Origin of the sequence: Herbaspirillum aquaticum, assembly GCF_002213425.1 — a bacterium.
GTDB lineage: Bacteria > Pseudomonadota > Gammaproteobacteria > Burkholderiales > Burkholderiaceae_D > Herbaspirillum > Herbaspirillum aquaticum.
Window position 1 is genome coordinate 1 of record NZ_NJGV01000005.1, and the last position, 13,729, is coordinate 13,729.

The 13,729-nt window shown below is 60.5% G+C and carries 10 protein-coding genes and 3 tRNA genes; 12 read left to right on the forward strand and 1 reads right to left on the reverse strand.

What is annotated here, in order from left to right; genetic code table 11:
- Positions 1 to 186, forward strand: a 186-nt coding sequence (locus CEJ45_RS25020) for a hypothetical protein (protein WP_206601735.1), incomplete at its 5' end; no start/stop codon positions are given.
- Positions 187 to 218: 32 nt separating this feature from the next.
- Here CEJ45_RS25020 and CEJ45_RS06205 read toward each other — a convergent pair.
- A tRNA-Leu gene (locus CEJ45_RS06205) sits at positions 219 to 305 on the reverse strand.
- A gap of 204 nt (positions 306 to 509) precedes the next feature.
- On the opposite strand from CEJ45_RS06205, the gene CEJ45_RS06210 reads away from it, so the two are divergent.
- The 11 genes from CEJ45_RS06210 to CEJ45_RS06260 all read left to right on the forward strand — a co-directional run bounded on the left by CEJ45_RS06210 (position 510) and on the right by CEJ45_RS06260 (position 13,724).
- Complete coding sequence (locus CEJ45_RS06210; protein ID WP_088754318.1) at positions 510 to 704, forward strand: DUF1653 domain-containing protein; 195 nt, start codon at positions 510 to 512, stop codon at positions 702 to 704.
- Between the two features lie 137 nt (positions 705 to 841).
- The gene (locus CEJ45_RS06215; protein ID WP_088754319.1) at positions 842 to 1,339 is read left to right on the forward strand and encodes a CreA family protein; all 498 of its coding nucleotides are present in this window, start codon (positions 842 to 844) and stop codon (positions 1,337 to 1,339) included.
- Positions 1,340 to 1,622: 283 nt separating this feature from the next.
- Entirely contained in the window at positions 1,623 to 2,972 is a 1,350-nt protein-coding gene (gene tig / locus CEJ45_RS06220) for a trigger factor (protein WP_034350407.1), read from the forward strand.
- A 51-nt stretch (positions 2,973 to 3,023) separates the two neighbouring features.
- Positions 3,024 to 3,650, forward strand: a complete 627-nt coding sequence (gene clpP, locus CEJ45_RS06225; protein ID WP_034341328.1) for an ATP-dependent Clp endopeptidase proteolytic subunit ClpP — start codon at positions 3,024 to 3,026, stop codon at positions 3,648 to 3,650.
- Positions 3,651 to 3,916: 266 nt separating this feature from the next.
- Positions 3,917 to 5,182 carry an ATP-dependent Clp protease ATP-binding subunit ClpX gene (clpX, locus tag CEJ45_RS06230; RefSeq protein WP_039787216.1) on the forward strand — a complete coding sequence of 422 codons (1,266 nt, stop codon included), beginning with the start codon at positions 3,917 to 3,919 and terminating at the stop codon, positions 5,180 to 5,182.
- Between the two features lie 297 nt (positions 5,183 to 5,479).
- Positions 5,480 to 7,888 (forward strand): endopeptidase La, encoded by a 2,409-nt coding sequence (gene lon, locus CEJ45_RS06235; RefSeq protein ID WP_088754320.1) that lies wholly within the window; start codon positions 5,480 to 5,482, stop codon positions 7,886 to 7,888.
- Positions 7,889 to 8,173: 285 nt separating this feature from the next.
- A complete protein-coding gene (locus tag CEJ45_RS06240; RefSeq protein ID WP_088754321.1) occupies positions 8,174 to 8,446 on the forward strand; it encodes an HU family DNA-binding protein in 273 nt (90 codons plus the stop codon).
- A gap of 50 nt (positions 8,447 to 8,496) precedes the next feature.
- Positions 8,497 to 8,572: transfer RNA gene (locus tag CEJ45_RS06245), tRNA-Val, on the forward strand.
- A gap of 25 nt (positions 8,573 to 8,597) precedes the next feature.
- Positions 8,598 to 8,674: transfer RNA gene (locus tag CEJ45_RS06250), tRNA-Asp, on the forward strand.
- Between the two features lie 590 nt (positions 8,675 to 9,264).
- A complete protein-coding gene (locus tag CEJ45_RS06255; protein ID WP_088754322.1) occupies positions 9,265 to 10,908 on the forward strand; it encodes a methyl-accepting chemotaxis protein in 1,644 nt (547 codons plus the stop codon).
- Between the two features lie 236 nt (positions 10,909 to 11,144).
- Positions 11,145 to 13,724, forward strand: a complete 2,580-nt coding sequence (locus tag CEJ45_RS06260) for a 2-oxoglutarate dehydrogenase E1 component (RefSeq protein ID WP_088754323.1) — start codon at positions 11,145 to 11,147, stop codon at positions 13,722 to 13,724.
- The last annotated feature ends 5 nt before the right edge of the window (positions 13,725 to 13,729 follow it).

Here is a 13,729-nt window from a genome sequence, read left to right on the forward strand (position 1 = left end):
GCTCGCTGTCATGAGCAGGATTGTGGTCTAAACATGGGTCAACTTAGGATGCAAATTTCCGGGGAAAGTGGGTCAGTTTTTAGTGCAATTCAACATATAGGCCTCTTTGTTTCACCAGTCCCCAATCAGCTTGTCCTGATGTTGGGTTTACTGTGCCAAAACATTCCTAAAATAATGGCGGCCTAAAATCTTCAAGTTATTGATTTTAAGGGTTTTTTTGGTGCGAGGAGGGGGACTCGAACCCCCACACCATTGCTGGCGTCAGGACCTAAACCTGGTGCGTCTACCAATTTCGCCATCCTCGCTGAAGGTGTCGGGCACCGGTGCGATAGCAGTCTGGCAGCGGGTGCGCCGCAGACCTGCCGCTACCGATGCAGGTAGCAATTCGTCAAAGCGCGCCATTGTACTGCAAGGTGTTGTCACTGTGGGCGTTTTTCTGTGGGGACATTTTCTCGTCGCCGCCCATCGGTAGTACCATGCCGCCTGTCTTATTACCGGGCAGGATTCCCATGACACGTTATCGTCACTACAAGGGCGGCATTTATGAATATATCGACGAGGCCATCCTCGAGGCCGACCTGACTCCCATGATCGTCTACCGCGCCGCCGATGGCCGGCTCTGGCTGCGTCCACGCACGGCCTTCTTCGAGATGGTGGACGTCGAGGGCAGGCAGGTGCCGCGTTTCGAGAAGATCGAAGACTGACGCTGCTTGCTCCCCGTCGACGTCGCCGTCCCACCGCGGCGGCACAGCGCTCAAGCTGAACAATGCCTGCGTACGGCGGTCTATCGCACTGTTGTCTGTCTTTTTCTCTGTTTGATTCACTTTATCCGGGCATCCTCATGAACCATCAAGCACGCGCCCTGGTTGGCGCGATGTTCTCCTTCTTCGCAATCGCCGCCGCTGTTCCACATGCCGCCTCGGCCGAAGAGCTGGCCGATGTCAGCACGGCCTTCCGCTGGCTCGGCAAGAACGACCGCGTGGTCATCGAAGCCTATGATGATCCCAAGGTGGTCGGCGTGACCTGTTACGTCTCGCGCGCCCGCACCGGCGGCGTGAAAGGCACGGTTGGCCTGGCCGAGGACAAGTCCGAAGCCTCCATCGCCTGCCGCCAGGTGGCACCGACCCTGCAATTCCAGGACAAGCTGCCGGTCCAGGAAGATGTCTTCAGCGAGCGCATGTCGATTCTGTTCAAGCGCCTGCACGTGGTGCGCGTGGTCGATACCAAGCGCAATACGCTGGTCTACCTGACCTATTCCGACAAGCTCATCGATGGCAGCCCAATGAACGCGGTGACCGCCGTGCCGGTGGCACCTTCCACGCCGATTCCGGTGAAATGAGGGAAATTCTCTAAATTCTTTACGCCGGACTTTGCCGGCAGGCAATCCATCAGCGGCGGTAGCGCGTTGGCGGGCCGCGCCGGGGCTGGTCCTGCGGGCTTTGGAGGGGATTTGCCGCTCTTTGCAGCGTGGCAAGCCCATTTTTGGACTATCGGCGCTTTTTGCGTATAAAATAGCGAGCTTTAGCGCGGCCGGGCAGGGCGCTTTTCGTCTGCAGTCTGATGATTGGGATGGAAGACAGCATGCTCCGGCTTACGGAATTCTTAACATTTGGACGATTTAAATGGCAACTGCAGTCGAAACCCTGAGCAAACTCGAACGTCGTATGACCCTGTCTTTCCCGCTGGCCGATGTTCAGGCTGAAGTGGAAAAGCGCCTGAAGGTGCGCGCCCGTACCGCCAAGGCACCGGGTTTCCGTCCGGGTAAAGTGCCGATGAAGATGGTTGCCGCCCAGTTCGGCTACCAGGTCGAAACCGAAGTCCTGAACGACAAGGTCGGCCGCGCATTCAACGACGCCGCTGTCGAAAACAACCTGCGCGTGGCTGGTTTCCCCCGCATCGAACCCAAGACCAGCGAAGAAGCCGGTGAAGGCAAGCTGGCCTTCGACGCCACCTTCGAAGTCTATCCGGAAGTCACCCTGGGCGACCTGTCCGGCGCTGAAGTCGAGAAGACCACCGCAGCCGTCTCCGACGCCGAAATCGACAAGACCATCGACATCCTGCGCAAGCAGCGCGTGCACTACCACGTCAAGGGCGAGCAAGGCGCGCACGGCGACGGCGGTGCCGACCAATCGGCCCAGAACGGCGACCGCGTGACCGTGGACTTCGTCGGCAAGATCGACGGCGTCGAATTCCAAGGCGGCAAGGCCGATGCCTTCCCGTTCGTGCTGGGCGAAGGCCGCATGCTGCCGGAATTCGAAGCAGCGACCATCGGCCTGAAGGTCGGCGAGTCGAAGTCCTTCCCGCTGGCTTTCCCTGAGGACTATCACGGCAAGGACGTGGCCGGCAAGACCGCTGAATTCACCATCACCGTCAAGAAGATCGAATGGGCCCACATGCCTGAAGTCGATGCAGTCTTCGCCCAATCCCTGGGCATCGAAGACGGCGACCTGACCAAGATGCGCGAAGACATCAAGAAGAACCTGGAGCGCGAAGTCACCGCCCGCACCAAGGCCAAGACCAAGGACAGCGTCATGAACGCCCTGATCAAGGCGTCGGAACTGGAAGTGCCCAAGGCCCTGATCGATCAGGACGTCGAGCGCCTGTCCGAAATGGCCCGTCAGGACATGGCCCAGCGCGGCATGGACCCGAAGGTCATGCAACTGCCCAAGGAACTGTTCACCGCCCAGGCCGAGCGCCGCGTGCGCCTGGGTCTGATCCTGGCTGAAGTGGTCAAGCAGAACAAGCTGGAAGCCACCGAAGAACAGGTCAAGGCGCAGATCGAAGATTTCGCCCAGAGCTACGAAGATCCGCAACAAGTGCTGAAGTACTACTTCTCCGACCGTCGCCGCCTGGCTGAAGTCGAAGCTCTTGTTTTGGAAGAAAACGTCGTCAACTACGTTCTCGGCAAGGCCAAGGTCTCGGAAAAGCCGGTTTCGTTCGACGAACTGATGGGTAATCAGGCGCAAGCGTAATCCGGTTTTCTCTAGTAGTATCAGAAAACTCTTACGCTTAAGGATGCATACATGACAGGTCTGATGAAGCAATCTGCACTGGATACGCAAATGCTCGGCATGGTGCCGATGGTGATCGAACAGAGTGGTCGTGGCGAACGTGCTTACGACATCTATTCGCGCCTGCTGAAGGAACGCATCATTTTCCTGGTCGGACCGGTCAATGATGCGATGGCCAACCTGATCGTGGCCCAGCTGCTGTTCCTGGAAAGCGAAAACCCGGACAAGGACATTTCCCTGTACATCAATTCGCCTGGCGGTTCGGTCTCGGCCGGCATGGCGATCTTCGACACGATGCAATTCATCAAGCCGCAAGTGTCGACGCTGTGCACGGGTCTGGCCGCGTCCATGGGGGCTTTCCTGCTGGCTGCCGGCGCCAAGGGCAAGCGTTTCTCGCTGCCGAACTCGCGCATCATGATTCACCAGCCCCTGGGCGGCGCCCAGGGCCAGGCATCGGATATCGAGATCCAGGCACGTGAAATCCTGTACCTGCGTGAACGCCTGAACACCATCCTCGCTGAAAAGACCGGCCGTAGCGTCGAGCAGATCAGCAAGGACACCGATCGCGACAATTTCATGTCGGCCGAGGCCGCCGCGGAATATGGCCTGATCGACCAGGTGCTGACCCAGCGCGCTTGAGTTTGCGTCATCGCATTGGCGACCATCCAACGCGAAAAAATGCCCGAACGTAATACGGTTCGGGCATTTTTTTTGGCCAAATTTTGACGAAATTGGCACAGAGCGGCTTTTTGGGTTCTGTTTGCTTGATAAATGGCACCTGGGCTGACATATAACGGTCATACGGCAGTCCTGTGAAGCAATTTGGGACATCAAAAATGACCAAGCCGTGACGAATCCGGATTTCGCGGGTATGATCGGGTCGTAACTTTTACTCTAGTAGCTCTATGTCCGAGAAAAAATCTTCCAGCGGCGAAAAACTGCTTTACTGCTCCTTCTGCGGCAAAAGCCAGCATGAAGTGAAGAAGCTCATCGCCGGTCCTTCGGTCTTCATCTGCGACGAATGCATCGATCTGTGCAACGACATCATCCGTGATGAAGCCGCCAGCGTGGAGAGCGTTACCGGCACCAAGTCGGATCTGCCGACCCCGCAGGAAATCACCGACCTGCTGGACCAGTACGTGATCGGACAGGCTACCGCCAAGCGCATCCTGTCGGTGGCGGTCTACAACCACTACAAGCGCTTGAAGCACCTCGGCAAGAAGGATGACGTCGAACTGGCCAAGAGCAACATCCTGCTGGTCGGCCCCACCGGCTCCGGCAAGACGCTGCTGGCACAGACCCTGGCGCGCATGCTCAACGTCCCGTTCGTGATCGCGGATGCGACCACCCTGACCGAAGCCGGCTATGTCGGCGAGGACGTCGAGAACATCATCCAGAAGCTGCTGCAAAACTGCAATTACGAAGTCGAGAAAGCCCAGAAGGGCATCGTCTACATCGACGAGATCGACAAGATTTCGCGCAAGTCGGACAACCCCTCCATCACCCGCGACGTCTCCGGTGAAGGCGTGCAGCAGGCCCTCCTGAAGCTGATCGAAGGCACCATGGCTTCGGTGCCTCCGCAGGGTGGCCGCAAGCATCCGAACCAGGACTTCGTGCAGATCGACACGACCAACATCATGTTCATCTGCGGCGGCGCCTTCGATGGCCTGGCCAAGATCATTTCCGACCGTTCCGAGAAGAGCGGCATCGGTTTCTCGGCCAGCGTCAAGAGCCAGACCCAGAAGAGCAATTCGGAAGTGCTGTTGAATGCCGAGCCGGAAGATCTGGTCAAGTTCGGCCTGATCCCGGAACTGGTCGGCCGTCTGCCGGTGATCGCCACCTTGAACGAGCTGGATGAGGAAGCCCTGATCCAGATCCTGGTCGAGCCCAAGAATGCGCTCATCAAGCAATATGCCAAGCTGTTGCAGATGGAAGGCGCCGAGCTGGAAATCCGTCCGGCCGCCATGCATGCCATCGCCAAGAAGGCCCTGGCGCGCAAGACCGGCGCACGTGGCTTGCGGTCCATCCTTGAGCACGCCCTGCTGGATGTGATGTATGAACTTCCGAGCGAGCAGAACGTGGCCAAGGTGGTGGTCGACGAAAACACCATCACCAACGGCGCCAAGCCGCTGTTGATCTATCACGACCAGCCGAAGGTGTCGGGTGGTTGATTGTCCCGGCAGGTGAAGTAAACAGTAAAGAGTAAAGAGCAGGAAAAGGAAGGCCTCATCCGGGGCCTTCCGGTAGCAAGAAGCCACCACGAAGTCCGGTCACCGCAAACACGGTAAAATAAACCGGCGCACATTACTGGCTTCCATCGAAAAGCCACCCGGAGCTAGCTTCGCGTGTGGCTTTTTTATTTTGTTGCGATCATGACAACGCGCAGCTGGTGAATATTTATTCCGCCGGACTTGTGTTTTGGTCACTCGTGCCAACATCATTCACAGTACTTATTGATAAGGCCCGCCATGACGACTCCTATACTCACAGAACAATCGCAATTGCCGCTGTTGCCCTTACGGGATGTGGTTGTCTTCCCGCATATGGTGATCCCGCTCTTCGTCGGCCGCCCGAAGTCGATCAAGGCGCTGGAAGCGGCCATGGAGCAAGGCAAGAGCATCATGCTGGCAGCCCAGAAGGCGGCTGCCAAGGATGAGCCTTCGGCCGAAGACATTTATGAAATCGGCTGCGTGGCCAATATCCTGCAGATGCTGAAGCTGCCTGACGGCACCGTGAAGGTGCTGGTCGAGGGCGCGCAGCGTGCCCGCATCCATCACATCAGCGAACTGGAAACCCACTTCGTCGCCGAACTGACCCCGGTCGAATCCGAGCAGGGCGACGAGGCTGAAGTCGAAGCCATGCGCCGTACCATCGTGCAGCAGTTCGACCAGTACGTGAAGCTGAACAAGAAGATCCCGCCCGAGATCCTGACCTCGCTGGCCGGTATCGACGACGCCGGCCGCCTGGCCGACACCATCGCCGCGCATCTGCCGCTCAAGCTTGAGCAGAAGCAGGTGATCCTGGAGATTTTCAACGTCACCAAGCGCTACGAGCATCTGCTGGGCCAGCTGGAAGGCGAACTGGACATCCTGCAGGTGGAGAAGCGTATCCGTGGACGCGTCAAGCGCCAGATGGAAAAGTCGCAGCGCGAGTACTACCTGAACGAACAGGTCAAGGCCATCCAGAAGGAACTGGGCGAAGGCGAAGACGGTGCCGATCTGGAAGAGCTGGAAAAGAAGATCGCCGCCGCCAAGATGCCCAAGGAAGCCCTGGAAAAGGCGCAATCCGAGCTCAAGAAGTTGAAGCTCATGTCGCCCATGTCGGCTGAAGCGACCGTGGTGCGCAACTACATCGACACGCTGGTGGCGCTGCCCTGGAAGAAGAAGTCCAAGGTCAACAATGACCTCACCAATGCCGAGAAGGTCCTCGAAGGCGATCACTATGGTCTGGAGAAGGTCAAGGAACGCATTCTGGAATACCTCGCCGTGCAACAGCGCGTGGACAAGCTGAAGGCACCGATCCTGTGCTTCGTCGGTCCTCCGGGCGTGGGCAAGACCTCGCTGGGCCAGTCCATCGCCCGTGCGACGAACCGCAAGTTCGTGCGCATGGCGCTGGGCGGCGTGCGCGATGAAGCCGAGATTCGTGGCCACCGCCGCACCTACATCGGTTCCATGCCGGGCAAGATCCTGCAGAGCCTGTCCAAGGTCGGCGTGCGCAATCCGCTGTTCCTGCTGGATGAAATCGACAAGCTGGGCATGGATTTCCGTGGCGATCCGTCGTCGGCCCTGCTGGAAGTGCTGGATCCGGAGCAGAACCACACCTTCTCCGACCACTACATCGAAGTCGATTTCGACCTGTCGGACGTGATGTTCGTGGCGACCTCGAACTCCTTCAACATCCCGCCGGCGCTGCTGGACCGGATGGAAGTGATCCGCCTGTCGGGTTACACCGAGGACGAGAAGACCAGCATTGCGCAGCGTTACCTGCTGCCCAAGCAGATCAAGAACAACGGCCTGAAGGAAGGCGAGATCAGCGTGGCCGAATCGGCCATCCGCGACATCATCCGCTACTACACCCGTGAAGCCGGTGTGCGTTCGCTGGAACGCGAAGTCTCGAAGATTTGCCGCAAGGTGGTCAAGCTGCTGCTGCTCAAGAAGCAGGAGAAGAAGGTCACCGTCACCTCGCGCAACCTGGACAAGTTCCTGGGCGTGCGTCGCTATGACTTCGGCATCGCCGAGAAGGAAAACCAGATCGGCCAGGTGGTCGGCCTGGCATGGACCGAAGTCGGTGGCGACCTGCTGACCATCGAAGCGGTGAACATGCCCGGCAAGGGCCAGATCATCCGCACCGGTACCCTGGGTGACGTGATGAAGGAATCGATCGAAGCCGCACGTACCGTGGTCCGCAGCCGTGCCCGCAAGCTGGGCATCAAGAACGAAGTGTTCGAGAAGAGCGACATCCACATCCACGTGCCGGAAGGTGCGACGCCCAAGGATGGTCCGTCGGCGGGTATCGCGATGACCACGGCGCTGGTGTCCATCTTCAGCGGCATTCCGGTGCGGGCTGATGTGGCGATGACTGGTGAAATCACGCTGCGCGGCGAAGTGCTGCCCATCGGTGGTCTGAAGGAAAAGCTGCTGGCGGCGCATCGTGGCGGCATCAAGACCGTCCTGATTCCTGAGCAGAATGTGAAGGATCTGGCCGAGATTCCGGACAACGTCAAGAACAAGCTGGAGATCATTCCGGTGCGCTGGATCGACAAGGTCCTGGAAGTCGCGCTGGAACGCCAGCCGGTTCCGCTGACGGAAGATGAAGCCATTGTCGAAGCGGCCGTCAAGCCCAAGGAAGGCGCGACGGATCCGGTGGTGAAGCATTGATCCGGCGGGAGTCTTCCGCCTTGAAAGGCGCCTCAGTTGAGGCGCCTTTTTTATGTGCCAAAAGGATTCATGTATCGGCTCATGGGAATGAGCTTGAAAATCTCACTGAAAATCGCATCAAGCCTGCAGCTTGGCTTGACAGGGCTCTGGACGGGCTTGTTTAATAGCCGCTGCGGAAAATTTCCGTCAGGCAAGCGATGGTGTGGAGGGCTCTGTCGCGATGTGTTGGAGCCGAGGCACCGTCGTTTGAAATCAAACAACCAGAAACTTGTTCGAGGGGCGTAAGTGAATAAAGGCGAACTGATTGAGCACATTGCCGGCGAGGCCGACATCTCCAAGGCAGCAGCGGGACGTGCGATAGACGCATTCATTGGTGCAGTGAAGAACACGCTGAAGAAGAACGGCACGGTCACCCTGGTAGGTTTCGGGACCTTCGCCGTGGGCAAGCGCGCTGCGCGGACGGGCCGCAATCCGCAGACGGGGGCTGCCCTGAAGATCAAGGCATCGAAGGTTCCTAAATTTAAAGCTGGCAAAGCTTTAAAAGATGCTATAAAATAATGTTCTTTCGTTGCTGAGGTAACAAAGCAACGAGACTGTCAAGTTTGCCGGGGCGCTTAGCTCAGTTGGTAGAGCGGAGCCCTTACAAGGCTTAGGTCGGGAGTTCGAGCCTCTCAGCGCCCACCAGCATCTTGCAGTCGGCACCAGTTTAGGAGCGGTAGTTCAGTTGGTTAGAATACCGGCCTGTCACGCCGGGGGTCGCGGGTTCGAGCCCCGTCCGCTCCGCCAAATAAAACGCCTCATTCGAAAGAATGAGGCGTTTTTGTTTTTGCGAAGCAAAAACCTGCGGAGTGGAGGGAGCCGCCTGCGCGGCTCCCGGCTGGGCGAGAAGGGAATCGCTTGCAAGCGATTCCGCGGCCTGCGCTTGTGTAGGAGAGCCCCGTCCGCTCCGCCAAATAAAACGCCTCGTTCGTAAGAACGGGGCGTTTTTGTTTTTGCAGATGAATTTTCTCTCACTCGCCGCATGAATCCGATCTGAGAAAATTACGCCACACGTATCAAATAAATGTGAGTTTCAAGTACTTTTCCACATGGAAATGTTTACACTGGTCTCGAATTTGCAGTTTCTGAAAAAACAGGAGACCGGCACAGCCGGGGCAGACAATGTTTTTGAGGGAACCCGGCCCGCTGCATGCGAGCCGAGGAAGAAGGGCAAGAGCCGCTCCCCAAAGATGTGAAGAGAACCCACGAAACGCATTGCGGATTCGCAAAGTGGTGCAGTGTCATGGGCAAGCAGGGCAATGAGTGACGGCGCGGGGCAGCGTCGTCCGGCCAGGGCCTGCACGTGGACATCAAATGGGATCAACAAGGGGGTAGCGATGAAGCTCGCCAATTTCAATATCGGCGTCCGCCTGGGCGCCGCGTTTGCAGTAGTTTTGCTGCTGATCGTGGTCACGGCCATGGTGGGCATCAGGAACCAGGCTTCCAACAATGCTGAAATCAACAGCATCGTCAACGAGAAATACCAGCTCATCGCCTTGAGCAACCAGATCAAGAACAATGGCTACAAGGCCAATGCATTGCTGTCCAACATCTTGCTGGCGACCGCGCCCGAGGCCTCGGCGAAGTACATGGATGACTACGCCGGCCTGCGCAAGGCCAACACCGAGGCTTACCAGAAGCTGGAAGGCATGCTCGATTCCGACAAGACCAAGTCGCTCTACGCCGAACAGACCACCGCCCGCTCGGCCTACGGTGTGGCCGTGCGCAAGTTCTTCGAACTGATGAAGAGTGGCGAGCGGACCGAGGCGACCACGCTCTACCAGGGCGACATGTCACGCCTGCAGGTGGAGTACTTCGTCATGGTCGACAAGATGGTCAATTCGCTGGCACAGGAAATGGTGGAAGACTCACACCAGGTCGCCGTGGATGGACAACTGGCCGTGATCCAGATGATCGTGCTGGCAGGCGTAGCCGTGGTGCTGGCGTCGGTCATCGGCGTGCTCATCACGCGCTCCATCACCGCTCCGGTGCGCCACGCGGTGGTGCTGGCCGAGGCCGTGGCGCAGGGCGACCTGTCGTATCGCCTCAATGCCGCCGGCAAGGATGAGATCAGCCGACTGCTGCAGGCACTGCAGCACATGAGCGATAACCTGCATGACACCGTCTCCAACGTGCGCAATGGCACCTCCGCCATTGATATGGCCGCGCGTGAGCTGGCGCAGGGCAACCTGAGCCTGTCTGACCGCACCGAACAGCAAGCCAGTTCGCTGGAAGAAACCGCCTCGGCCATGGAGCAGCTCACCTCGGCTGTGCGCCAGAACGCCGACAATGCGCGTCAAGCCAGCGAACTGGCCGTCTCGGCCTCGGATGTGGCCGTGCGCGGCGGGGCCTCGGTGGAGCAGGTGGTCAACATCATGACGGCCATCAGCACCTCCTCCGGCAAGATCGCCGACATCATCACGGTCATCGATGGCATCGCCTTCCAGACCAACCTGCTGGCGCTGAACGCGGCCGTTGAAGCGGCGCGCGCCGGCGAGCACGGACGTGGTTTTGCGGTAGTGGCCAGCGAAGTGCGCGGCCTGGCCCAGCGCAGTGCAGTGGCAGCCAAGGAAATCAAATCGCTCATCGAGGGCTCGGTCGGCCATGTGAAGGCCGGCAGCGCCATCGTCGAACAGACCGTCTCCACCATCGACGAAGTCATCGCCAGCATCAAGCATGCCACTGACCTCATCACCGATATCAGCGCCTCCAGCAAGGAGCAGAGCGAGGGCATCGAGCAGATCAACCAGGCCATCAGCCAGATGGACCAGATGACCCAGGAAAATTCGGCCCTGGTGGAACAGAACGCGGCCGCCTCCCAGGCCTTGCAATCGCAGGCCGAGCAGCTGTCGGCGCTGATGGGCCGCTTCCGCCTCAGCGAGTTGCTGGCCAACGGCGCTGCCGGCGGCTACGCCACTTCCCCGCGCAACGGTCCGCGCGAAAAGATCATCCAGCCCGAGCTGTCCCTGATCCAGGGCTGAGGCTTCCCCCGGGCGGCGTGCCTGCCGCCTGACCCCGTATCTGCGAGGAGACCGCGCCCGCTGCATCACTGTGGGCGCGACAACAACAAAGTGTCCCCCTGCAAGCTGCTGCCGCACCAGGCCGGAAAAGGCCTGGCAGCCGGCTGGCAGGAGCGGACACGTCCGTTGCGTGCGTCGCTGCTGCTGCAGGGCGCTGCGCGCTGCACCGTCCCCGTCCTTGCCCAGAAAGGTTACTCATGACGCTCCACCACGCCCACGCCAGCAGCACCGAACAGATCTCCGATGCGCGCCAGGCCCTGGCCCATGCCCGCATCCAGTCCTTCATCGAAGCCTATCGCCACGAAGGCTACCGCATCGCCGACATCGATCCGCTGGGCACGGTCTCGGTACCGGAGATCCCCGCCTTGCTGCCGCAAAGCCATGACCTGAAGGATGAGGACCTGGCCTTGGGCCAGCACCGCTTCCTGGAGGGACTGGGTCTGACCAACGTGAAGGAACTGACGCATTTCCTGAGCCGCCTCTATTGTGGTCCGCTGGCGCTCGATGCCAGCGGTGTGCGCGACGAAGGCCGGCGCCAGTGGCTCTTCGCCCGCCTGGCTGCGCGCGAGCACGGTGGTGAGGCGGCCCTGGGCGAACGTGCTGCCGTCCTGGCCCGGCTGGCCGCCGCCGAGCAATGGGAGCACTACCTGCAACAAGACTATCCGCAGGCCAAGCGTTTTTCGCTGGAGGGTTGCGAAGCGTTGCTGGTGCTCATGGATGCACTGGTCGAGCGCAGCAGTTTCTACCAGCTGGAGCAGCTGTTCCTGGCCATGCCGCATCGTGGTCGCCTGAACCTGCTGGTGAACCTGATGCAGATGCCGGCGGCAGAGATCGTCGCGTATTTCGACGCCAAGCGCACCACGCAAGCCGCCGCGGGCGCGGTCGACCTGCCTTACCACCTCGGTGCCGAGACCGTGCGCAGCACTGCCCACGGCAAGCTGGGCCTGTTCATGGCCCACAATCCCTCGCACCTGGAAAGTGCCTATCCCGTCCTGCTGGGCATGGTGCGTGGCTATCGCAGCGCGCATCCGCAATCGCCCATGCCGGCCTCGGTGGTGATCCACGGTGACGCCGCCTTCTGCGGACAGGGCGTGGTGATGGAGTCGCTCAAGCTGGCCCAGCATGCGGGTTACGGCGTGGGCGGCACGGTGCACGTGATCGTCAACAACCAGATCGGCTTTACCACCCCCAATCCGCTCGATCCGCTCAATCACGGCTACTGCACCGACATCGCCCGCATCGTTGGCGCGCCCGTGCTGCACGTCAATGCCGACCAGCCGGAGGCGGTATTGAGGGCGGCACGGATCGCCTTTGACTACCGCATGCAGTTCGGTGCCGATGTCGTGATCGACCTGGTCGGCTATCGCCGCTGGGGGCATGCCGAGCAGGATACGGCGACCGTGACCCAGCCGCTGCTGCACGGTTTCATCGACAAGCATCCGCCGGTCACGCAGCTCTATGCCCAAGCCGGCTGGCCGGGCTCGCACGAGGGGGCGGCGCTGCTGGCCGCCAGCAGTCAGGAGGCCCTGGCGGGCTTTCGCGCCAGCCGCCCTGCGGCGCCTGCTGCGGCCAAGGCCACGCCGATGGCCGCGAGCCCGGTTGCACCGGACCTGCAGCGCCTGCGCCAATTCGTCGAACGCATGACGCGCTTGCCCGAGGGCTTCGACGCCCATGCGGCCATCACCCGCCTGATCACGCAATGGCAGGACAGCGTGAGCGCTCCCGATCATCCCTGCAGCTGGAACTTTGCCGAAAACATGGCCTATGCCAGCCTGCTGTCGGAAGGAATGGGTCTGCGGCTGTCGGGCATGGATGTGCAGCGCGGTACCTTCATGCAGCGCCATGCCGTCTGGCACGCGGTCGATGCCGCACAAGGCGTGCAGCAGGCCTTCTGGCCGCTGCGCCAGGTGGCGGCACCCGGCGCAGCACTGGAGGTCATCAATTCGCCGCTGAGCGAAGAGGCCGTGGTGGGCTTCGAATACGGGTTCAGCGTCCAGGCCGGCGCCGGTGCGCTGGTGATCTGGGAGGCCCAGTTTGGCGACTTCGTCAATGGCGCGCAGATCATGATCGACCAGTACATCAGCTCCGGGCGCGGCAAATGGGGCTATGCCTCGGCCCTGACGGTGCTGCTGCCGCACGGCTATGAAGGCGTGGGCCCGGAGCATTCGACCGGCTACCTGAGCCGCATGCTGCTGCTGTGCGCGCAGCAGAACATGCGCGTGGCGTATCCCTCGAACTCGGCGCAATGGTTCCATCTCTTGCGCCAGCAGGCGCTGCAGGGCGATCGTCCGCTGGTCGTCTTCACGCCCAAGTCGGTGCTGCATGCCGAGGTGCGGTCCCAGTCGCCGCTCTCGGCGCTGTTGCACGGAAGCTTCCAGCCGCTGCTGCCGGATGCGCAAGCGCTGCCCGCCGCACAGGTGCGGCGGGTGGTGCTGTGCAGTGGCAAGGTCAGCCATGACCTGGTGGAGGCGCGCCGCCAGGCGGGCGATACCGCTACCGCGCTGCTGGCCGTGGAGCAACTGCATCCCTTCCCGGTGGAAAGCCTGGCCGCGCAGTTGCGGGGGTATCCGCAGCTGGAAGAGGTGATCTGGGTCCAGGAGGAAGAACGCAAGCAGGGCGCGTGGCTGTGCGTGCGGGATGCCATCGAGGCGGCCATGCCGACGCAGGCAGGTCTGCGGGCCGTGACGCGCCCCGATACCGACTCGGGTCCGACCGCCTCCAAGAGCACTCACTACATGCAGCAGGCTGCACTGGTGCAGGCCGTGTTCCCGCTGTAAACGAA